The organism is Corynebacterium yudongzhengii, assembly GCF_003065405.1.
Classification (GTDB): Bacteria; Actinomycetota; Actinomycetes; order Mycobacteriales; family Mycobacteriaceae; genus Corynebacterium; species Corynebacterium yudongzhengii.
Map to the genome: position 1 here is coordinate 1,164,941 of NZ_CP026947.1, position 21,166 is coordinate 1,186,106.

A 21,166-nucleotide genomic window follows, 5' to 3' on the forward strand; every position below is an offset into this window, starting at 1 on the left:
TGTCGCGTTGAGGCAGTGTCGGGTTTCAGTCGTTGAAGCCTCGGCGGTAGCATGAACATTTGCTGCCTCATCGCAGGCATTCGGCCCCCGGGCACCCTGGTCCGGGAACTTTCCGCCCCTACGGGCCGACCACTGAAGAGTTGGGGCGAAAGGCCCCGCACGTGAACCCACCCGGACATGTTGGAGGAATACCCCTTGGAGACGATCAAGGCCTACTTCGCATTGACGAAACCGAGGGTGATCGAACTTCTCCTGGTCGCCGCGATTCCGGCGATGCTCCAGGCATCGCGGGGCACGGTCGACCTATGGCTCATCCTCGGCACCCTGATCGGTGGATGGGCCGGCGCCGGAGCGGCGAACACCTTCAACATGGTCGCCGACTATGACATCGACATGAAGATGGGGCGCACCCGGGCCCGGCCGCTGGTGCGCGCCAAGATTACGAAGACCAAGGCAGCGATCTTCGCCTGGGTGCTCTTGGTCATCAGCGTGCTGTGGCTGTGGCTGCTCATGGACTCGCCGCTGGCGGCCGCGTTCATCCTGCTGACCAACTGGTTCTACGTCTTCATCTACACCAAGTGGCTCAAACGCCGGACCTGGCAGAACGTCATCTGGGGTGGCGCGGCCGGCTGCATGCCGGTGTTGATCGGCTGGGCCGTCATCCGTGCGCATGCGCCTGACGAGGAGCCCGACCGCTGGTGGCAGGCCATCGTGATGTTCCTCATCATCTTCTTCTGGACGCCCCCGCACACCTGGGCGCTGGCCATGAAGTACCGGGACGACTACGCGAAGGCGCAGGTGCCGATGCTGCCGGTGGTCGCCAAGCCGGTGGAAGTCACCCGCAAGATCCTCGCCTACACCTGGGTGACCGTGCTCGTGTCCTTCCTCCTGATCCCGGCGACGTCCTGGATCTACCTCATCGGCTCGATCGTCTCCGGCGCGGCATTCATCATCATGGCGGGCGGCCTGCATGCAGGAGTCGCGCGTGGCGAGGAGGTCAAGCCGCTCAAGCTGTTCATCCTCTCGAACAACTACCTCGCCGTGCTGTTCCTGGCTCTGTCGGTCGACGCCGTGATCGGGTGGACGACGATCGGGGAGATGGTTCTGTAGCGGGGTTGTTCGGGGGCTGGTTGGCGTTTGTTTGCGTGTGTTCGCGCTGGGTGGCGTGTTGCGGTAGCGCTTCACGAAAGGAGGGGACCCTAAAGGGGTTCCGGGCGGTCGAAATGAGGAGTCTTTTAGGGGCGGCTCCTTTCGACCAGCGCTAGCGCGCTATGCGGATATGGGGGCTTAGTCTGGGTCGCGGTCGGTTCTGTGGGGCCTGCGTGGCGCTCGGACGCAAATGCTTAAAGGAAGAACCTTGAAGGGCGCGCCCCTCAACCATCTTCCTACAAGGGTTTGCGCAGCAGTAGCGTCAAACCGCGGCGAAATGCAGGCCGCCAGTACGTCAGACGCTCTAGCAGTCATACATCGTTATCGTGTTCGCGCGCCTGGTCGAAAGGACCCTGGCAGAAAGGAGTCCCGCGAAGTCGAAAGGACCCCGAAACCGGCCCTCTTTTCGACCGGCTCCTTTCGACCAGCACTAAAGCGGTATGCGGATCAGTGTAGCCGGCCAAGGTTTTACGGGCTGCAGAGAGCAGGGGAACGTCAAAACCATGCTGCTGTATCGCTTTCGCGCGCCTGGTCGAAAGGACCCCGATCGTAAGGAGTCCCGCGAAGTCGAAAGGACCCCGAAACCGGCCCTCTTTTCGACCGGCTCCTTTCGACCAGCGTTAGCGCAACACGACCCCCAAACCGACCAGAAACGCTCCCCGCGCCAAACCCGCGCTAAACCTCCAGCACGATCGAGCCGGTGGTCTTGCGGGCTTGGAGGTCTTCGTGGGCGCGCTGAGCGTCGGCAAGCGGATAGACGCCGGAGACCCGCATCGTGATGGTCTCCTCAACCAGCGCCTGCACGACGGCCTGGGCGCGGGCGGTGAACTCCTCGTTGCCCGCGGTGTAGGGGCCGAGCGACGGGCGGGTGAGGTAGATCGACCCGTGGGCGTTGAGCACCTGCGGGTCGATCGGATCGACCGGCCCAGAGGCGGCACCGAACAGGCACACGAGTCCGCGCGGGCGCACAGCCTCGAGCGATTCGCCGAAGGTGGCTTTGCCGACGCCGTCGTAGACCACGTCTACGCCGCGGCCGCCGTTGCGGCGGCGGACGGTTTCGGCGAGTTGGTCGGAGTAGCGGAAGACTTCGTCGGCACCTGCTTCGTACGCCAGCTTCTCCTTGCTATCCGAAGACACCACCGAGTAGACGGTGGCGCCGCGGGACTTCGCGAACTGCGTGGCCAGCCGGCCGACTCCTCCCGCGCCGGCAGTAATCAGGCAGGTCTCGCCTTCTTGGAGCTGGTAGGTGGAGTGGGTGAGGTAGTGGGCGGTCATGCCCTGCAGCAGCATGCTGGCCGCCTGTGTGTCCTCGAGCTCCTGCGGGACCGCCACGAGGCGGTCGCGGTGGACGGTGACGTACTCGGCGTACGAGCCGAAGGCGTCCATCCAGGCGACCTTGGTTCCCTCTGTGATCTTCCCGGACTTGTCTTCGACGACGCGGCCGACCCCCTCGAGACCCGGGGTGAACGGCAGCTGGGCGTGGTAGATGCCGCTGCGGTAGTACGTGTCGATGTAGTTCACGCCCGCATACAGCACCTCCACGAGCACCTCGTCTGGGCCGGGCTCGGGGACGGGGGCGTCGGTGTAGGTGAGGACCTCAGGTCCTCCGGTTTCCGTGAGGCAGATGGCTTTCATGTACCCCACGTTAGTAGAGACCGCTAGTTCACCGCGGCAGTCTTCCTCCGGTCACCGGCGGGCGAGCCCGTGAGCGGGGCCCGGGTCTCGCCGTGACGACGGCGGCCGTTAGCCCACAGGAACGAGGAGAAGGCCACGACGATCGAGGACATCGCGATATGGACCGGCACCGTCCAGCGCGGCACGCCGAGGTAGAGCTGGGTGACGCCGATGGCCCACTGCACGGCGATCATGACGAGCAGGACGATAACGGTGGTGCGGGCGGTGCGCGGGGCCCGGGAACGGAAGAGCATGATCGCGGCGATGACGGTGAAGCCGAGGTAGACATACATCGATCCGGCGTGGACCAGCGCGAGGGTCCAGGTATCCATTTCGAGGCGGCCTTCCATACCGACGCCGTCGTCACCCGAGTGGGGCCCGGAGCCGGTAACCATCGTTCCGGTGACCAGCACGATGGCCAGGGCCGCGGCGGCCAGGGCGATCATGATGCGGATGCGATCCGGGAAGATGGTTGACGGGTTGACGTCGTCCGGCTCTGCGATACGGGTGTAGAGCAGGGCGGCGACCCACACCAAGAACATCGACGGCAAGAAGTGCACCGCCACAGCCCACCAGTGCAGGTTAACCAGCACGGAGACACCGCCGATCACCGCCTGGACGCCGACGCCGGCCAGCGAGATCCAGGCGTAGGTTTTCAGCTCGCGGCGGCGCCGCGCGCGGTGCATGGACACGACGACGGCTACCGCGGCAGCCGCGACCACGAAGGTGAGCATGCGGTTGCCGAACTCGATCAACTGGTGCACGAGCGGCTCCGCGCCCGCGACGGGAACGAGCGAGCCCTCGTGGCACAGCGGCCAGGTGTTACAGCCGAGACCGGAGCCGGTGACGCGCACGGTCGCGCCCGTCACGGTGATTCCGCCCTGGGCGATGAGCAGGAGCATGGCCAGGATGCGTTGCAGCTTCAGGCTAGGCACCCAGCGGGTGGAGGTGGTTTGGGAGGCAGTCACGTCTATTGATCCTATCGTGCGAGGAGGGGGAGGTGAAGGGCACTTTTTAGTTGTCGAAGCGGAACCATCTCCGCGCCGCGAGGCCGAAGAGGACCGCCCAGGCGACGAGCACGCCGAGCTGGAGGGAAGGGAAGGAGCCGGCGAAAGAATCGGCAAGCCCGGTGGCGAGCGCGACCGAGGGCACTAGGTTGAAGAAACCGGCGTCATCCAGGCCATAGGCGTAGAGGACGAAGCCCACCACGCCGACGAGGACGAGCCAGACGAGGTTCGCCAAGCCGAGGACGATCTCGGCGCTTAAGCAACCGCCCATCAAAAGGCCGGCCGCGGTGAAGGTAGCAACGCCAATAACAAGTGTCAGCGCGGCGATAGTCACGCCCACGGGCTCGGGCCGGAATCCCAGCAGGAGAGCGACGAGTGTGATGACCACAACCTGGACCGCGACCATCGCGAGCACGCCGAGAATCTTGCCGAGGATGATGATGTGCGCCGGCACCCCGGAAGCCCCGGTGCGTTTCAGCGCGCCATAACGCCGGTCGAAGGCCAAAGAGATCGCCTGCCCCGTGAAACCGGAACTCGTGGCGGCGATGGCCAGGATCATGGGGACGATGTCGTCGATACCCGAGCTGTCGCCGAGCACCGGCATCGTCGCGGCGACGCACAACATGGCCGCGGGGATGATGAGGCTCAGCAACAGCTGTTCGCCGTGGCGCAGCATGAGGCGCGCCTCGATACGTCCTTGGGCGATCGCCATCGCGGCGGTGGAGGCGCGCTGTGGGGCCGGCCGGAAGGTGCCGGGGGCGGGGATGGCCGTGCTCACTAGCTCCTCAGCTCCTTTCCGGTGAGTTCGAGGAAGACGTGTTCGAGGTTGCGGTGATCGATGCTCAGGCTGCGGATCATGACCCCCTGGTTCGCCGCGACGGCGGCCAGATCCGCGATGGCGTGGGGATCCGGCTCGTTGAGCAGGCGGTAGTGCAGCGGGCGGATGGGCTCGATCGCGAGGGGTGCGGCGTCGAGGTCGAGGGCTTGGTCCGTGACGACGTTGACGTGGGTGCTGGCCCCGGCGGTCAGTTGGGCGGGGCTGCCCTCGGTGATGAGCTGTCCGCGGTCGATGATCGCGACGCGGTCGGCGAGCGACTCCGCCTCATCGATGAGATGGGTGGTGAGGATGACGGTGACCCCGTCGCGACGCAGGGCGTCGATAAGATGCCAGACCTGCAGGCGCGACTGGGCGTCCATACCGGCGGTGGGCTCGTCGAGAAACACCAGCTCCGGGCGCCCGATGAGCGCGAGCGCCAGGGACAGCCGCTGCTTCTGCCCGCCGGATAAGCGGCGATAGGAGGTGCGGCGCACCCCGCTGAGCCCAAGGAGTTCGATGAGCCACTCGGGATCGAGGGGATCGGCGTGATAGTGGGCGGTCAGCTGTAGCATCTCCTCGACGCGGATGCTGGAGTAGCTGCCGCCGTCTTGGAGCATGATGCCGATGCGTCCGCGCAGGCGCTCGCCGTCGCGGGCGGGATCGATCCCGAGGACGCGGATGGTGCCGGAGGTGGGGGCGGAGAAGCCCTCGCACATGTCGATGGTCGTGGTCTTGCCGGCCCCGTTCGGGCCCAAAAGGGCGAAGATTTCCCCGCGGGCGACCTCGAAGGAGAGACCGTCGACGGCTCGGTGGTCACCGAAGCTCCGGATCACGTCCCGGAGAACGAGCGCTGGTCCGTCGAAAGTTGTACTCACGACTCCTCAGTCTAAGTGATGACCCGTGCCCGACGAAGAATCCACCAGCCCAGGCCGATGACAATGATGCCGGCGACGATCGCCCAGCCATAGATAGTGATGACTGTCGGCGCCGGCAGGGCCAGGCCGCGGGGGAGGACGAAGAAGCTCATCGCGGCGGAGTAGCCGACCACGGCGACGCGGAAGAAAGAACGATTCGCCCACGTGGCCAGCGGCAAGATCGCCCAGAGCATGTACCAGGGGTGGACGACGGGAAAGAGGATTACCAGCACGAAGGTGCCCACGCCGAGGCCGCCGACGGGGTGGATGGTGCCGCGGAAGGTCGCGAAGAGCATGCGCACGATGAGCGCCCCAGCGACGAGGATGCCCACACTGCGGGTGATCGTGAGGATCGCCTCGGTGTGATCGCCGAGGCCCAGGGCTTCGCCGAGCGCGCCGGCGGTCACCCCGATGGCCGTGGTGACCGACATCCAGCTGCGAATCGTCGCCGCCCCGCCCTGGCCGGTGATCCACCCGTAGCCGATGCCAGATATAACGGAGACGATCACGGTGGTGACCACGAGCGCGACCGTCATAAACGCCGCGCCGATACCGATAGCCACGACCGGATTCCGGCCCCGCACATGGAGGTGACGTGCAAGAGCCATACCGAGGAAGCCGAGGCCAATAAAGCCCGTGACCTTGACCAAACCGGCGCAGGTGATAAGCGCTGAGGCGGCGACGAGCAGCCCCCAGCCGTTGCGGGAGCTGCTCAGCCGGTCGATGCCGCGCAGGCCGATTTCCATGCCGATGAGCAAAAGCCCCAGCAAGATGGCCTCGTTGTGGATGCCGCCGACGAGATGCAGAAGGGTCAGCGGGTTGAGCAGGCCGAGCCATAGGGCGGTGGCGGGGCGCACCCCGCAGCGCTGGGCTAAGCGGGACACAGCCCAGCCGGCGCCGATGAGGCTCACCACGTTGATAAAGCGGTGGACTAAAACGCCCAGCACGATGGAGTTATCGGTCACGACGCTGATGGCGGCTGCCACCGACAGCGCGACCGGGCCATAGGGCGAGGGGGATTCCGCCCAGATGAACGGCACCGAGCGGGCCAGGGGATGCCCCGTGCCGAGCAGCTGCACCGGCCCGGCCGAATAAGGATCCATGTCCTCGGCCACAATCGCGCCCTGGGCCAGATAGGAATAGATGTCCTGGGTAAAAAGCGGGGCGGTAAAGAGGATCGGCAGCGTCCAGGCCGCGAGCGTGCGTTTCAGTGCCCCGGTGGTCACGGAGCGCTCGCCGACGTAGCGCCACATCAATACCCACGCCAATACCAATAGCCCCACGCCCAAGAGCACCAGCGACGACGAGGTCTGCAGCATGCGGGACATGACATCGCCGAGCGGCAGGTGGCGATAAGGATTATCGACGACCGGTAGCGCGCCCGCACCGAGACCAGCGACGCCAATGAGCAGCGCGCCGACGGTGCCGATCCACCGCAGCAGCAGAAAGCGGTAGTAGGCGTGCATGCGGAGGTGCTCGCCGGGCCTCTCGACGGGGCCGTGCAGGCCGGCGGCGCGAGATCCGGCGCGGCCGAGTCGGGCGAGCACGCTAGTGAGGGGCATGGTGAGATCGTACGACACGCAGGGCGGCTAGACGCACAACGGGAATTAAGGCACACTAGTGTTGTCTAATGGTGTAGACAAAAATGCGATGATTCCCCGGAACGCGCGATGGAGGTGAGTGACGATGAAGGACCCGGCGCCCCGCCGGCGGTCACGTCCGTCGGAAGGGGATACCCGAGAGCAAGTGCTCGCCACCCTGCTCAAGCTCGGGCCCGTCACCGCTAACGATCTTGGTTCTCGTCTCGGCCTTTCGGCCGCAGGTGTCCGTCGACACCTAGACATCTTGGTGGAGGAAGGGACCGCTGAAACCGTGGACCGCAGGCCCTCGGGCCGCGGCCGCCCGGCGAAACACTTCCGTCTCACCGACAGTGGTCGGGCCCAGTTTGGCCACGATTACGACACGCTCGCCAACTCGGCGCTCGACGCGCTGCGGGAGGCCGGAGGCCCAGAGGCCGTCCGGCGTTTCGCCCGCCAGCACGTCGAGAAGGTGGTGGAAGGAATCGCCCCCGCCGCCGATGAGAGCGAGGAGGCGTTGGAGGAGACCGCCCGGCAGCTGGCGGAAGCGCTCAACGAGCACGGCTACGCCGTGACCGTCGGGCGCGCGGGCCGTAGCATTCAGCTGTGCAAGCACCACTGCCCGGTCGCCTCGGTGGCGGCAGAGCACTCGGAACTGTGTGAGGCCGAGCAGGAGGTGATCGCCGCGCGGTTGGGCCACCACGTGCAGCCGCTGGCGTCGATCACTGACGGGCACGGCATCTGTACGACAAACATCCCTCTCACCCCGACTAACTACAGCGAAAGGAGCACGTCATGACTCAGGCGGAAACCAGCCCCGGTCTGGAACATCCCATGAGCGATGACGAGATCATCGACTCGATCGGTGCCTACAACTATGGCTGGCACGACTCGGACGAGGCTGGCGCCTCTGCGCGTCGCGGCCTCGACGAGGAGGTCGTCCGCGACATTTCGCGGAAGAAGGAGGAGCCGGAGTGGATGCTCGAGCAGCGTCTCAAGGCCCTCGGTATCTTCGATAAGAAGCCGGTGCCCACCTGGGGCGCGGATCTCTCCGGCGTGGACTTCGACCAGATCAAGTACTACGTCCGCTCCACGGAAGGCCAGGCCGCCTCGTGGGAGGATCTGCCCGAGGACATCAAGAACACCTACGATAAGCTCGGCATCCCCGAGGCGGAGAAGCAGCGCCTGGTGGCCGGTGTCGCGGCGCAGTACGAGTCGGAGGTCGTCTACCACCAGATCCGTGAGGACCTGGAGGAAAAGGGCGTCATCTTCGTCGATACCGATACCGCCCTGCGCGAACACGAGGAGCTCTTCCGCGAGTACTTCGGCACGGTCATCCCGGCCGGCGACAACAAGTTCTCCGCGCTCAACACCGCGGTGTGGTCCGGTGGCTCCTTCATCTACGTGCCGCCGGGAGTCCACGTGGACATCCCGCTGCAGGCCTACTTCCGTATCAACACGGAAAACATGGGCCAGTTTGAGCGCACGCTGATCATCGCCGACGAGGGCTCCTACGTCCACTACGTCGAGGGCTGCACCGCCCCGATCTACAAGTCGGACTCGCTGCACTCGGCGGTCGTCGAGATCATCGCCAAGAAGGATGCCCGCGTTCGCTACACCACCATCCAGAACTGGTCGCAGAACGTCTACAACCTGGTGACCAAGCGCGCCAAGGCCGAAGAGGGCGCCACCATGGAGTGGGTCGACGGCAACATCGGCTCCAAGGTCACCATGAAGTACCCGGCCGTCTGGATGACCGGTGAGCACGCCAAGGGCGAGGTCCTCTCCGTCGCCTTCGCCGGCGAGGGCCAGTTCCAGGACACCGGCGCGAAGATGACGCACATGGCGCCGCACACCTCCTCGAACGTGGTCTCCAAGTCGGTGGCCCGGGCTGGCGGTCGCTCTGCCTACCGCGGCCTGATCCAGGTCAACGCGAACGCGCACCATTCGACGGCGAACGTGGAGTGTGACGCGTTGTTGGTGGACAACATCTCCCGGTCGGATACCTACCCCTACAACGACATCCGGAACGATCACGTTTCCCTGGGCCACGAGGCGACCGTCTCGCAGGTCTCCGAGGAGCAGCTGTTCTACCTGATGTCGCGCGGCGTGCCCGAGGAAGAAGCCATGGCGATGATCGTCCGCGGCTTCGTCGAGCCCATCGCCAAGGAGCTCCCCATGGAGTACGCCCTCGAACTCAACCGCCTCATTGAACTGCAGATGGAAGGATCGGTCGGATAACTGTGACTGCACCCGTGAAAACCGTCGATAGCGGCACCGGAATCAACACCAAAGGTGATATTTTCGCGTCGTTCGACGTAGCGGACTTTGATGTCCCGCACAGCCGCGCGGAGGAGTGGCGCTTCGTCTCCCTGCGTCGTCTGCGGGGCCTGCACGACGGCACGTTCGCCGAGGCCACCGACCAGGACGTGTCGGTGACCTCCACGGGCGACGTGACCGTCGAGACCCTGGACAAAAACGACGAGCGCTTGGGTCGGACCGGCGCGCCGACCGACCGCGTCGCCGCCCAGGCCTGGACGTCCATGGATCGCGCCCAGTACGTCTCCGTGCCGAAGGACACGAAGGTCGACGAGCCGATCGTCGTGACCGTCACCGGCCGTGGCGAGGGCGTGACCTCCTTCGGCGCGACCTCCGTCAACGTGGAGCAAGGCGCGGAGGCCACCGTCATCCTGCGCTACGAGGGAACCGGCACGCACGCCGACAACATCGAGTTCGTCATCGGCGACAACGCCAGCCTCAACGTGGTCGTCGACGCGGAATGGGACACCGACGCCGTGCACCTGTCCTCCCACCGTGCCTTGGTCGGTCGCGATGCGAAGCTGCACCACACCGTCGTCACCTTCGGCGGCGAGGTTGTGCGCATCACCCCGCGGGTCAACTACTCCGGCCCCGGCGGCGACGCCGAGCTGCTCGGCCTCTACTTCGCTGACTCTGGCCAGTACATCGAAAACCGCATGCTGGTGGACCACTCGATCGCCAACTGCAGCTCGCACGTTTTGTACAAGGGTGCCCTGCAGGCGGACTCGAAGGAGCGTGCCGACGAAGCCCGCACCTGCTGGGTCGGCGATGTGCTGATCCGCTCCAACGCGCAGAACACGGACACCTACGAGACCAACCGCAACCTCGTTCTCACCGAGAACGCGCGCGCGGACGCGATCCCGAACCTCGAGATCGAGACGGGCGAGATCGCCGGTGCCGGCCACGCCGCCACCGTGGGTCGCTTCGATGACGAGCACATGTTCTACCTCCGCTCCCGCGGCATCCCGGAGGACGTCGCCCGCCGGATGATCATCCGCGGCTTCTTCTCCGAGGTCATCAACCGCATCCCGGTCGATAGTGTTCGGGAAGAGCTGGAAAACCGCGTCGCCACCGAGCTCGAGCGCACGAACTCCTAACACCGAGATCCGCAACCGCCGTAGAAAGAGTTAGTCACACTATGTCCACACTGGAAATTAAGAATCTGCACGCCCAGGTCGTACCCTCCCAGGAAGGCGCCGACCCGATCGAGATCCTCAAGGGCGTCAACCTGACCATCAAGTCCGGCGAGACCCACGCCGTCATGGGCCCGAACGGCTCCGGCAAGTCGACCCTGTCGTATGTCATCGCGGGTCACCCGAAGTACGAGGTCACCGAGGGGGAGGTGCTTCTCGACGGCCAGAACGTCCTCGAACTCGAAGTCGACGAGCGCGCCCGCTTGGGCCTGTTCCTCGCGATGCAGTACCCGACCGAGGTGCCGGGTGTGTCCTCGTCCAACTTCATGCGCACCGCCGCCACCCACGTCCGCGGCGAGGCCCCAGCGCTGCGCAGCTGGATCAAGGAGGTCAACGCGGCGCGTGAGCAGCTCGGCATCGATAAGTCCTTCGCTGAGCGCAGCGTCAACGAGGGCTTCTCCGGTGGCGAGAAGAAGCGCCACGAGATCATGCAGCTGGGCCTTTTGAAGCCGAAGTTCGCCATCCTGGATGAGACCGACTCCGGTCTCGACGTCGATGCCCTGCGCATCGTCTCTGAGGGTGTCAACCGTTACCAGGAGGAGACCAACGGTGGCATCCTGCTGATCACCCACTACAAGCGCATCCTCAACTACATTGAGCCGGATTACGTCCACGTCTTCGCGGACGGACAGGTTGTGAAGACCGGTGGCGCCGAGCTCGCCGACGCCCTGGAAGCCGACGGATACGAGCAGTTTATCGCCTGATGACATACACGAACCCGAACGGAACGCTGAACATCGACGCCATCCGCGCCGAATTCCCCATCCTCGGGCGCACTGTGCGCGATGACCAACCCCTGATCTACCTGGACTCCGGGGCCACCTCGCAGCGTCCGATCGGTGTGTGGAAGGCGGAGGAGGAGTTCGTCCTTAACACGAACGCGCCTTCTCACCGCGGCTCTTATCAGCTGGCGGAGGAGGCCACCGACGCGTACGAGTCCGCACGCCAGGAGATCGCCGCCTTCGTCGGCGCCGCTGACGAGGAGATCGCGTTCACCAAAAACGCCACCGAGGCGCTCAACCTGGTCGCCTACACCCTTGGCGACGATCGCGCCGGTGACCTGCAGGTGACAGAGGGCGACACGGTGGTGGTCACGGAGATCGAGCACCACGCCAACCTGGTGCCGTGGCAGGAACTCTGCCGCCGTACCGGGGCCAAACTGAAGTGGTACTTCGCGACCAAGGACGGCCGCATCGATCTGGACTCCCTCACGCTGGATGATTCGGTGAAGGTTGTCGCCTTTACCCACCAGTCCAACGTGACCGGCGCGGTGGCCAACGTCCCCGAGATCGTCGATCGCGCCCGCAGCGTCGGTGCGCTGACGGTGCTGGATGCCTGCCAGTCCGTGCCGCACATGCCGGTGGACTTCCACGCCCTCGGCGTCGACTTCGCTGCCTTCTCCGGGCACAAGATGCTCGGCCCGCAGGGCGTCGGCGTGCTCTACGGCCGCGACGACCTGCTCGATCAGCTCCCGCCATTTCTCACCGGCGGCTCCATGATCGAGGTCGTGCACATGGATCACTCCACCTACGCGCCGGCCCCGCTGCGCTTCGAGGCCGGCACGCAGATGAACTCCCAGGTCGTGGGCTTGGGTGCCGCGGTGCGCTTCCTCAAGGAGGTGGGCATGGACAACGTCGCTGCCCACGAAAACGACCTGACGGCCTATGCCCTGGAGGAGCTGCAGAAGATCGACGGCCTCAAGATCGCCGGCCCGCTCGAGCCGGTCGACCGCGGCGCGGCGATCGCCTTCAACGTCGAGGGCCTGCACCCGCACGATCTGGGGCAGCTGCTGGATGCTCGCGGGGTGTCCATCCGCACGGGACATCACTGCGCGTGGCCGGTGCACCGGGCGCTCGCGGCACAGTCGACGGCCCGTGCCAGCTTCTACCTGTACAACACGCGCGCCGAGGTCGACGCTCTCGTGGACGCTATCGGATACGCCCAGGATTTCTTTGGGGTGAAGTGAATGAACATGGAATCGATGTACCAGGAAGTCATCCTGGACCACTACAAAAACCCGAAGCACTCCGGGCTCAGGGACCCCTTCGACGCCGAGGTGCACCACGTCAACCCCTCGTGTGGTGACGAACTGACCCTGCGCGTGCATATCTCGGACGACGGCAAGACCGTCGAAGACGTCTCCTACGACGCGGTCGGCTGCTCCATTTCGCAGGCGTCGACCTCCGTGATGACCGACGAGATCATCGGCCGTCCCGTGGACGAGGCCATGGAGAAGCTCGCCGAGTTCGAGAAGATGATCACCTCGCGCGGTGCCGAGGAAGGCGACGAGGAGCTGATCGGCGATGGCGTCGCCTTCGCCGGCGTCGCGAAGTTCCCGGCCCGAGTGAAGTGCGCGCTCCTCGGCTGGAAGGCCTTCCAAGCGGCCACCTCTGATGCCCTCAACGACAAGGAGAGTGACTAGATCATGACCGAGCCCACCGAGAAGTCGAACTTCGACGGCGCCGGCCAGCGCCCGGAGCAGAACGACGAACAGATCCGCATCGCCGCCCAGGTGGAGGAGTACCTCCACGACGTGATCGACCCCGAGCTGGGCATCAACGTCGTGGACCTAGGACTGGTCTACGACATCTGGGTTGAAACCAACGACGAAGGCCGCCACACAGCGGTGCTCAACATGACGTTGACCTCCCCGGCGTGCCCGCTCACCGACGTCCTGGAAGACCAGGCGACCAGCGCGGTGATCACCAACACCGAATGCGATGACCTGATCCTCAACTGGGTCTGGATGCCGCCGTGGGGCCCGCAGATGATCACCGAAGAAGGCCGCGAGCAGCTCCGCGCCCTCGGCTTTGCGGTCTAAGCTTTAAGCTGTCTCCACCCTTTTAAGGGCCTCGGCTGTGTATAGCCGGGGCCTTTCGGCCTTTGTTCGATACGCCCGTTAGGATGTCTGTTCGTGATTGTTGCCAACGACCTGGAAGTTCGCGTCGGCGCCCGTACCCTCTTGCAGGCGCCGGGCCATCACCTGCGCGTCCAGCCGGGTGATCGCATCGGCCTGGTCGGGCGTAACGGCGCCGGTAAGACCACGACGATGCGCATCCTGGCTGGCGAGACCGAGCCTTATGGCGGGTCGGTCACCGTCAGCGGGGAGGTAGGCTACCTGCCGCAGGATTCGCGGGAGGGCAACATCGAGCAGACGGCCCGCAACCGCGTGCTCTCTGCCCGCGGGCTCGATGAGGTCCGCGCCGGCATGAAGCGCCAGCAGGCGCTCATGGAGGAAGGCAATGAGAAGAAACGCGACAAGGCGATCGAGAAGTTCTCGCGCCTCGAGGAGCGCTACCACGCACTCGGCGGCTACGAGGCGGACTCCGAGGCCGCGCAGATCTGCGACAACCTAGGCCTCGAGGAGCGCATCCTCGATCAGCCTTTGAAAACCCTCTCGGGGGGTCAGCGCCGCCGCGTGGAACTCGCGCAGATCCTGTTTGCCGCGACGAACGGCTCGGGGAAGTCGGAGACGACGTTGCTTCTCGACGAGCCCACCAACCACCTCGACGCCGACTCGATTAGCTGGCTGCGCTCTTTCCTCGCCCGCCACGAAGGCGGCCTCATCCTCATCTCCCACGATGTGGATCTGCTCGACAAGGTCTGCAACAAGATCTGGTATCTCGACGCCGTGCGCGCCGAGGCGGACGTCTACAACATGAGCTTCGCCAAATACAAGGACGCCCGCGCTCTCGACGAGGCCCGCCGGCGCCGCGAGCGCGCCAACGCGGAGAAGAAGGCCTCCGCGCTGCAGAAGCAGGCCGACAAGTTGGGTGCCAAGGCGACGAAGGCGGCCGCCTCGAAGCAGATGCGCGCCCGTGCGGAGCGCATGCTCAACGAGCTCGACGAGGTCCGCGTCGCTGACAAGGTCGCCCACATCTCCTTCCCGACCCCAGATCCCTGCGGCAAAACCCCGATGCAGGCAAAGGGCCTGACCAAGATGTACGGCTCGCTCGAGGTCTTCGTGGGCGTGGACCTGGCGATCGACCGGGGATCGCGCGTGGTCGTCCTCGGGTATAACGGCGCGGGCAAGACGACGCTGCTCAAGCTGCTCGCCGGCGTCGAGCGCACCGACGGCGAGGGCGGCATCGTCACTGGCCACGGCCTCAAGATCGGGTATTTCGCCCAGGAACACGACACCATCGACGGGGATAAGTCCGTCTGGCAGAACACCATCGAGGCGTGCCCGGACGCCGACGAGCAGGACCTGCGCAGCCTGCTGGGCGCGTTCATGTTCTCCGGCGACAAGCTCGAACAGCCCGCCGGGACGCTCTCCGGCGGCGAGAAGACCCGCCTGGCACTGGCGTCGCTGGTCTCTTCCCGGGCCAACGTGTTGCTGCTCGACGAGCCCACCAACAACCTCGACCCCATCTCCCGCGAGCAGGTGCTCGACGCGCTGAAGACCTACACGGGTGCGGTCGTTCTGGTCACCCACGACCCCGGCGCGGTCAAGGCACTGGAGCCGGAGCGCGTCATCATCATGCCCGACGGCGACGAGGACATGTGGTCCGATGACTATATGGAGCTCGTCGAGCTCGCCTGACGCCAACACATGGCGGTGTGAAAAATGACACAATAGGGGACATGAGTTCCGAAGCAACGTTTACTTCCCGTCACCTCTTCGGCCCTGGGCCGTGCAACCCCTACCCGGAGGCCACCACCGCGATGACCCGCCCGCTTCTGGGGCATCTGGATCCGGAGTTCATCGCCGAGATGGGGACGCCGTCTGCGCCGGGCTGCGGCGGCTGTGGGGCACCGAGAACACGCGTACCCTGCCGTTGTCGACGATCGGCTCGGGTGGCATGGAGGCCGCCTTCGTGAACTTCGTGCACCCCGGCGACGTGGTCGTCGTCGGCGTCAACGGTTTGTTCGGCGAGCGGATGGTGGACGTCGCCACCCGGATGGGTGCTGAGGTCGTGCGCGTCGACTTCGAGTGGGGAAGCCCGGTCGATCCGGTGCGACTGACCGAGGCACACCCCAATCCGCAGATCATCGCCGTCGTCTACGCTGAGACTTCCACCGGCGTGCGCTCTGATATCGCGGAGATCGGACGCCTTAAAGGCGATGCGCTCTTGCTGGTCGACGCCGTCACCGCCATCGCGGGCATTGAGCTCGAGGCCGATCGGTGGGGCATCGACATCGGCTACGCCGGCACCCAGAAGTGCCTGGGCGTGGCCCCGGGGCTGGCGCCGTTCACCGTCTCCGAGCGCGCCTGGGAGCGTCGCGTGAAAAATCCGCGGTCGTGGTATCTGGATCTGGGGACGCTCGGCGGCTACGTCGGTGAGGCGACCGGCGCGAAGCGCACTTACCACCACCCGGCCCCGACCGGGATGGTCGTCTCGCTCGGTGCGGCCATCGACCGGATTCTCGACGAGGGGCTGGGCAACGTGATCGCCCGGCACGCGGCGGCGGGCGAGGCTCTGCAGGTCGGCCTGGAAAAACTGGGGCTCGAGCTCTTCGCCGAGGAAGGCTCCCGCCTGCCGGATCTGACGACGGTCAAGGTGCCGGAGGATATCGACTCTGCCGCGGTGCGCACCCGCCTGCTGGAGCACTACGACATCGAGATCGGCGCTGGCGTCGGAGCCTATGCCGATAACGTGTGGCGCATCGGCCTGATGGGGCCGAACGCCCAGCCGTCTTCCGTGCCGATGCTTCTGGGAGCGCTCGAGGAGGCTATCGCCTACGCGCGGAGTTAACACGGCCTCAGCTACAGTGTGAAAATGTTAGCAATTCTTTAGCTTAGAAAAAGTAAATGTAGTATATGGCATAATTGCACCTTGGAGCAGGTGTGGGATGTTGCCCGGTGGGATCGGCCTGCTGTAAGCGTGGGTGGTCTGCGGCCGCGGGAACACGCGCGGGCGGGAGCCTCAATTGGTCGACACGCGACGTCGTTAAGCCTCCGTACGGGAGAGATCTGCCTCGGAGGCCGCGATGGGGCGCGCACCGGTGATCTTGCGGTGGCCAAACCACAAAGCGGCGAAGACGGAGATGCCGAGGTAGGGCGAGAGGATCGCGAAGAGGTTTTCCTGCTCGACGATCGGCCCGTACGCCTGGCCGGCGACCACCAACACGCACATGGTCAAGGCGATGAGCGAGCCGGTCCCATCCAGCGGGGCACGGTAGGGAAGCGCGGAGAGCGCAATGCCCTGAGCCTTGAGTGCCTTGCGGAACTTGATATGGCAAAAAGCGATGCCCAGCCAGGTGATAAAGCCCGCCAAGGCGGACAGGGTGAGCAGGAAGACATAGGCGGCGCCGTCGCCCACGATCGAGGTGATGAACCCGCCCATGCCGATCGAGGCGGTCATGATCAGTGCGCGTATGGGTACCCGTCGATAAGAAAGGTGCCCGAAAAACCGCGGCGCCAGGCCCTCCTTGGCCATGGAGTAGAGCATGCGGGTGGAAGCATAGAGCCCGGAGTTGCCGGCGGAGAGCACCGAGGTGAGGATCACCGCGTTCATGACGCTGGCGGCCAGGGCGATGCCGGCGTTATCGAAGACCAGGGTGAACGGGGAGACCGAGATGTTTTCCTCCGAGGCATCCAGAAGCCGCGGGTCGGTATAGGGGATGAGGAAACCGATGACGGCGATGGCGCCGATGTAGAAAAGCAGGATGCGCTAGAAGATGGTGCGGAGCGCCTTAGGCAGGGTCCTTTCCGGGTCGCGGGCCTCCCCGGCGGCGACGCCGACCAGCTCGGTGCCCTGGAAGGAATAGCCAGCCGCGATGAACACGGCGAGGATGCCGAGCCCGCCGTTAACGAAAGGCGCATCGCCTTCCACCCAGTTGCTGAAGCCAGGCGAGCCGGGGCCCAAGATCCCGAGGATCATACCGAGGCCGAGAACGAGGAAGACGATCACGGTAATCACCTTGATGGAGGCGAACCAGAATTCGCCCTCGCCGAAAGAGCGCGCGGACAGCCCGTTGAGCCCAAAGACCAGCAGCAAGAAGCCGGCCGACCAGACGATCGAGGGGACTTCCGGGAACCAGAACTTCATCACCAAGGCCGCCGCCACCAGCTCGGCGGCGAGGGTGATCGCCCAGTTGAACCAGTAGTTCCAGCCGATGGCGAAGCCGAAAGACGGGGAGAGGAAGCGGGCGCCGTATTCCTGGAAGGAACCGGCGACCGGCAGGTAGGCGGCCATCTCGCCGAGCGGCTGCATGACCAGCCACACCATGAACCCGATGAGAGCGTAGGCGACGAGTGCACCGCCGGACCGGCGTCGGCGATCATCGTGCCCGAGGCCACGAACAGGCCGGTGCCGATGGACCCGCCGACTGCGATCATCGTCAGGTGGCGGGTGGACAGGGAACGCTTGAGACCGGTGTCGGTCGGAGATGTCGCCATGAAGCGGTCGCCTTCTCGGATGCGGGTGTACAGGTTAGACCAGATGATTCTAATGCCAGAGGTCTGCGGGGCCTGTGAGCGGGTGGGCCGGAGCAGAGCTTCAGGTGGCTCGACGGTCGCGATCAGCCTTCGAGATGCAAGGCCAACCACAGTACGACTGCGTCAGCGATCCGGCGTGGGTCGTATCCCGTGGTCTCAGCAACCCGGTGAAGCCTTCCGTTGAGCGTGTTTTTATTGATGAACAGCGTCTCGGCGGCCAGAGAAAGGGAGCCATCTGCTTCGAAGTAGGCCTTCAGGTATCGGCGGGCCTCCCCGGGAGTGTCGCGGAAGACTCGCTGTACGAAGGCCTGTCGTTGTCGTTCGGGGATCGAGTCGACGAGCAATTCGAGAGTGAGATCGTCGAAGCGGTAAACATCTGCGGGCGAGTGGAGCGCATGGCGGAGAGCCCGAACTGCTTGGTCCGCTGCCTCCGGAGCAGGTGACCCGATGCTGGAGACCCCAACCGTCAGGGTCAGTGCCGTAGACCGGCGTACGTGCAGGGCTGCCTTTTCCAGCCACGCGGTAATCTCGGCGACTATCCCCTCTGGGGAGCGTCTTCCGCTAAGGGGGAACAGAAGGATGATGCGGCTGCCCAACATGCCGGAGGCCGCACCCCGAGAGGCGGCGTCCTTGAGGAGCTTTCGGGTGATGCGGTCGACCTCCTCCTGGAAGGAAGGCATCGGGGCTCGGGTAGAGACGACGCTGGCGGCCGCGATGAGATAGTCCTGACGCACGTCGATGTTGAAGGCGAATCCCTGCTCTGCGAGCTCCGGGGTAAGCTCATGGCAATCGAAAAGCCACGATTGCAGGAAACGGGTCGAGGAGCGCTCGTGCCTTTCGGCCTCCTCCCGGGTACGCGTCTCCCGGAGCAGGATCTCCGTCATTTTCTTTAAGACGTGGGCGGGGGTAGTGAACGTGGCTGGGTCGCCAGTGATGCCGAGGACCCCGGCGATGTCGGCTTCGTCCCAGATCGGCAGATTAAGGCCAGGACGGGTGCCGGCAGATGATTTTCTGAAGTAATGATGAGCTGGTCAAGTTTTTCGGTGATGACCTTCTCGGCTCCGGGATGGTGGGTGCCCACGCGGCTGGGGTCGGTGCTCGCGATGATCGCGGCGGTTTGATCCATGAGGTTGACATCGGTGCCGAGAACGGAGCTGATCTCGGAGACGATCCTTTGGGCGTTGTCGAGTGAGATCTCCACTACCAGATCATAACTCGATAATGTGCTGTAGAACACATTCCGGTGTGAACCATGTGCGGCAGACCGTAGCCGACGCGCGGCGTCGAGTCCTAGCCTTTCTTTCATTGGTTGGGTCTTCTGCATTAAGGAGCTGAAGTGACCGGCATTCCGCTGATTACCACCTTCGCAGTGGCGATCGTGCTCATGATCGTCATGATCTCGAAGTGGCGTATCCATCCGTTCATTTCGATCATGCTTGTCTCCTTTGGACTCGGACTCATCGGCGGCATCCCGCTGGTCGACAAAGAGGATGAGGCGGGGGAGACCGTGTCCGGTATCGCCACCGTCATCGGCGAGGGATTCTCGGGAACGTTTACCTCGATCGGCATCGTCATCATCCTCGGCGCGCTCATCGGCCTCATCTTGGAGAAGACCGGCGCTGCCTTCCAGATCGCCGACGCACTCGTGCGGGTGATCGGCCGGAAGCGCCCAGTACTGGCCATGCAGCTCATGGGCTGGGTCGTGTCCATCCCGGTGTTCTGCGATTCCGGGTTCGTTATTCTCAACCCCATCCGGCGAGCCTTGGCGCGCCGCACTGCCTCGTCATCGGTTGCTATGACCGTAGCGCTGGCGGCGGGTCTTTATATTGCTCAGGTCTTCATCCCACCGACCCCGGGCCCCATTGCAGCCGCCAACACCCTGGGTATCAGCGACAAACTCCTCCTCGTCATCGGACTTGGCACGATCGTTTCCGTCCCAGCGCTCATCGTTTCCTATATCTACGCCGTCTGGATCGGTAAGCGGGTCCGCTCTACCGAGGACGAAGACGGCCTCAACGATGCGGAGCTCGAGGGCCTGTACGAGGAACTGCGCAGCTCCTACGGTCGCCTGCCCAGCGCCACCGTCTCCTTCCTGCCGATTCTCGTGCCTATCTTGGCGATGGCGGCCGGTTCGGTGGGATCCGTCCTGGGGTGGCCGGGCCTGCTGGGCGATGTCGTCGGTTTCTTTGGCACCCCGATCATCGCTCTCGCACTGGGACTCATCCTGGCGGTCGCCGTCTTAGGCAGTTTGGGCCGGATTAAGGAGTTTTACACGATCACCGAGGAGACGCTTAAGGTCGTTGGACGGATCCTGTTCATCACCGCAGCCGGCGGGGTATTAGGTAAAGTCATCGCGAATACGGACCTCGTCGACTTTGTCCAAGACAATGCGACGGTATTTGCCTCCTTGGGCTTGTTCTTCCCGTTCATCGTCTCCGCCATCCTCAAGACGGCGCAGGGTTCCTCTACCGTTGCACTGGTTACCGCCGCGGGCATCGTCGCTCCGCTACTGCCGGCCTTGGGGCTGGAGAGCCCGACACAGGTCGCTCTCGCCGTCATGGCCATCTCCGCTAGGGCGATGACCGTATCCCATGCGAACAACTCTTACTTCTGGGTGGTCGCTAACTTCGGTGGCATGACCCCGCAGCAGGGTTATCGCACGCAGACAACCGTGACTCTGCTCATGGGGCTTACCTCGATCATCATCATCTGGATCCTCGGTATCCTGCTCATCTAGGCGACCGGCTAGGACAAGGAGCATCATGCACATCGTCGTTATCCCGGACTCGTTCAAAGGCGCGCTCAGCTCCACCGAGGCCCACACCGCCATCGCCGCCGGGGTGCGCAGCGTCCTGCCCGACGCCCGCATCACGGCGATCCCCGTCGCCGACGGGGGAGAGGGCACCGTCTCCGCCATGCTCGCCGCCAGCGGCGGCCAGGAAGCCTGCATCGAGGTCTGCGGCGTCTTTCCGAATGAGACGGTCGCGGCTAAGTACGGGCTTCTCGACGCCACCACCGCCGTCGTCGAGGTCGCCTCCTGCGCCGGCCTGCCCTTGGCAGAGGGTCGTAGGGATGCCGCCGGCACCACCACCTATGGCCTCGGCGAGCTCATCCGGCACGCGGTGGACGCCGGCG

17 protein-coding genes and 3 pseudogenes are annotated in these 21,166 nt (G+C 64.8%); 12 read left to right on the plus strand and 8 right to left on the minus strand.

Annotated features, from left to right (window positions below; translation table 11 throughout):
• The first annotated feature begins 177 nt into the window (after positions 1 to 177).
• The gene (locus tag C3B44_RS05390; protein WP_199222389.1) at positions 178 to 1,110 is read left to right on the plus strand and encodes a heme o synthase; all 933 of its coding nucleotides are present in this window, start codon (positions 178 to 180) and stop codon (positions 1,108 to 1,110) included.
• Between the two features lie 714 nt (positions 1,111 to 1,824).
• Here the strand turns inward: C3B44_RS05390 and C3B44_RS05395 are convergent.
• Genes C3B44_RS05395 through mptB form a run of 5 tightly spaced genes read right to left on the minus strand, consistent with a single transcriptional unit; the run spans position 1,825 to position 7,123 of the window.
• A complete protein-coding gene (locus C3B44_RS05395) occupies positions 1,825 to 2,784 on the minus strand; it encodes a quinone oxidoreductase family protein (protein WP_108432573.1) in 960 nt (319 codons plus the stop codon).
• Positions 2,785 to 2,807: 23 nt separating this feature from the next.
• Positions 2,808 to 3,791, minus strand: coding sequence for a COX15/CtaA family protein (locus tag C3B44_RS05400; RefSeq protein ID WP_235840382.1), 984 nt, complete (start codon positions 3,789 to 3,791; stop codon positions 2,808 to 2,810).
• Between the two features lie 46 nt (positions 3,792 to 3,837).
• Positions 3,838 to 4,608, minus strand: a complete 771-nt coding sequence (locus C3B44_RS05405) for an ABC transporter permease (RefSeq protein ID WP_412841941.1) — start codon at positions 4,606 to 4,608, stop codon at positions 3,838 to 3,840.
• Positions 4,608 to 5,522 (minus strand): ABC transporter ATP-binding protein, encoded by a 915-nt coding sequence (locus C3B44_RS05410; RefSeq protein ID WP_108431477.1) that lies wholly within the window; start codon positions 5,520 to 5,522, stop codon positions 4,608 to 4,610. Before C3B44_RS05410 ends, C3B44_RS05405 begins: the two co-directional genes overlap by 1 nt.
• Positions 5,523 to 5,533: 11 nt before the next feature.
• Positions 5,534 to 7,123, minus strand: a complete 1,590-nt coding sequence (mptB, locus tag C3B44_RS05415; RefSeq protein WP_108431478.1) for a polyprenol phosphomannose-dependent alpha 1,6 mannosyltransferase MptB — start codon at positions 7,121 to 7,123, stop codon at positions 5,534 to 5,536.
• Between the two features lie 124 nt (positions 7,124 to 7,247).
• On the opposite strand from mptB, the gene C3B44_RS05420 reads away from it, so the two are divergent.
• From C3B44_RS05420 to C3B44_RS05460, 9 genes are all read left to right on the plus strand, one after another.
• Positions 7,248 to 7,937: a helix-turn-helix transcriptional regulator gene (locus tag C3B44_RS05420; protein ID WP_108431479.1), complete on the plus strand. Its 690-nt coding sequence runs from the start codon at positions 7,248 to 7,250 to the stop codon at positions 7,935 to 7,937.
• The gene (sufB, locus tag C3B44_RS05425; RefSeq protein ID WP_108431480.1) at positions 7,934 to 9,379 is read left to right on the plus strand and encodes a Fe-S cluster assembly protein SufB; all 1,446 of its coding nucleotides are present in this window, start codon (positions 7,934 to 7,936) and stop codon (positions 9,377 to 9,379) included. The genes C3B44_RS05420 and sufB overlap by 4 nt, the downstream gene beginning before the upstream one ends.
• Positions 9,376 to 10,554 carry a Fe-S cluster assembly protein SufD gene (gene sufD / locus C3B44_RS05430; protein ID WP_412841942.1) on the plus strand — a complete coding sequence of 393 codons (1,179 nt, stop codon included), beginning with the start codon at positions 9,376 to 9,378 and terminating at the stop codon, positions 10,552 to 10,554. The genes sufB and sufD overlap by 4 nt, the downstream gene beginning before the upstream one ends.
• A gap of 41 nt (positions 10,555 to 10,595) precedes the next feature.
• Entirely contained in the window at positions 10,596 to 11,354 is a 759-nt protein-coding gene (sufC, locus tag C3B44_RS05435; RefSeq protein ID WP_108431482.1) for a Fe-S cluster assembly ATPase SufC, read from the plus strand.
• The gene (locus C3B44_RS05440) at positions 11,354 to 12,616 is read left to right on the plus strand and encodes a cysteine desulfurase (RefSeq protein ID WP_108431483.1); all 1,263 of its coding nucleotides are present in this window, start codon (positions 11,354 to 11,356) and stop codon (positions 12,614 to 12,616) included. Before sufC ends, C3B44_RS05440 begins: the two co-directional genes overlap by 1 nt.
• Positions 12,617 to 13,072: a Fe-S cluster assembly sulfur transfer protein SufU gene (sufU, locus tag C3B44_RS05445; RefSeq protein ID WP_108431484.1), complete on the plus strand. Its 456-nt coding sequence runs from the start codon at positions 12,617 to 12,619 to the stop codon at positions 13,070 to 13,072. It abuts the gene before it with no gap.
• Between the two features lie 3 nt (positions 13,073 to 13,075).
• The gene (locus C3B44_RS05450; protein WP_108431485.1) at positions 13,076 to 13,471 is read left to right on the plus strand and encodes a metal-sulfur cluster assembly factor; all 396 of its coding nucleotides are present in this window, start codon (positions 13,076 to 13,078) and stop codon (positions 13,469 to 13,471) included.
• A 93-nt stretch (positions 13,472 to 13,564) separates the two neighbouring features.
• Positions 13,565 to 15,193 (plus strand): ABC-F family ATP-binding cassette domain-containing protein, encoded by a 1,629-nt coding sequence (locus C3B44_RS05455; RefSeq protein ID WP_108431486.1) that lies wholly within the window; start codon positions 13,565 to 13,567, stop codon positions 15,191 to 15,193.
• A 91-nt stretch (positions 15,194 to 15,284) separates the two neighbouring features.
• Positions 15,285 to 16,346, plus strand: a complete 1,062-nt coding sequence (locus tag C3B44_RS05460) for a pyridoxal-phosphate-dependent aminotransferase family protein (RefSeq protein ID WP_199222390.1) — start codon at positions 15,285 to 15,287, stop codon at positions 16,344 to 16,346.
• A gap of 195 nt (positions 16,347 to 16,541) precedes the next feature.
• Here C3B44_RS05460 and C3B44_RS05465 read toward each other — a convergent pair.
• The 3 genes and pseudogenes from C3B44_RS05465 to C3B44_RS12125 form a co-directional block, all read right to left on the minus strand.
• Positions 16,542 to 17,992: pseudogene (locus C3B44_RS05465) on the minus strand (amino acid permease).
• Positions 17,993 to 18,114: 122 nt separating this feature from the next.
• Positions 18,115 to 18,915: a PucR family transcriptional regulator gene (locus C3B44_RS05470; protein ID WP_108431487.1), complete on the minus strand. Its 801-nt coding sequence runs from the start codon at positions 18,913 to 18,915 to the stop codon at positions 18,115 to 18,117.
• Positions 18,889 to 19,448, minus strand: a pseudogene (locus C3B44_RS12125) (sugar diacid recognition domain-containing protein); the annotation flags it as partial. The gene C3B44_RS05470 and the pseudogene C3B44_RS12125, both read right to left, overlap by 27 nt.
• On the opposite strand from C3B44_RS12125, the gene C3B44_RS05480 reads away from it, so the two are divergent.
• Positions 19,368 to 20,768 carry a GntP family permease gene (locus C3B44_RS05480; protein ID WP_108431489.1) on the plus strand — a complete coding sequence of 467 codons (1,401 nt, stop codon included), beginning with the start codon at positions 19,368 to 19,370 and terminating at the stop codon, positions 20,766 to 20,768. The pseudogene C3B44_RS12125 and the gene C3B44_RS05480 overlap by 81 nt on opposite strands.
• Before the next feature lie 25 nt (positions 20,769 to 20,793).
• Positions 20,794 to 21,129, plus strand: a pseudogene (locus C3B44_RS12070) (glycerate kinase); the annotation flags it as partial.
• Positions 21,130 to 21,166 lie beyond the last annotated feature (37 nt).

Bases quoted from the DNA above. Each gene is read 5' to 3' on its own strand.
- C3B44_RS05390 (WP_199222389.1), top strand. From the start codon at position 178: ATGTTGGAGGAATACCCCTTGGAGACGATCAAGGCCTACTTCGCATTG.
- C3B44_RS05395 (WP_108432573.1), bottom strand. From the start codon at position 2,784: ATGAAAGCCATCTGCCTCACGGAAACCGGAGGACCTGAGGTCCTCACC.
- mptB (WP_108431478.1), bottom strand. From the start codon at position 7,123: ATGCCCCTCACTAGCGTGCTCGCCCGACTCGGCCGCGCCGGATCTCGC.
- C3B44_RS05420 (WP_108431479.1), top strand. From the start codon at position 7,248: ATGAAGGACCCGGCGCCCCGCCGGCGGTCACGTCCGTCGGAAGGGGAT.
- sufB (WP_108431480.1), top strand. From the start codon at position 7,934: ATGACTCAGGCGGAAACCAGCCCCGGTCTGGAACATCCCATGAGCGAT.
- sufC (WP_108431482.1), top strand. From the start codon at position 10,596: ATGTCCACACTGGAAATTAAGAATCTGCACGCCCAGGTCGTACCCTCC.
- C3B44_RS05440 (WP_108431483.1), top strand. From the start codon at position 11,354: ATGACATACACGAACCCGAACGGAACGCTGAACATCGACGCCATCCGC.
- sufU (WP_108431484.1), top strand. From the start codon at position 12,617: ATGAACATGGAATCGATGTACCAGGAAGTCATCCTGGACCACTACAAA.
- C3B44_RS05450 (WP_108431485.1), top strand. From the start codon at position 13,076: ATGACCGAGCCCACCGAGAAGTCGAACTTCGACGGCGCCGGCCAGCGC.
- C3B44_RS05470 (WP_108431487.1), bottom strand. From the start codon at position 18,915: ATGACGGAGATCCTGCTCCGGGAGACGCGTACCCGGGAGGAGGCCGAA.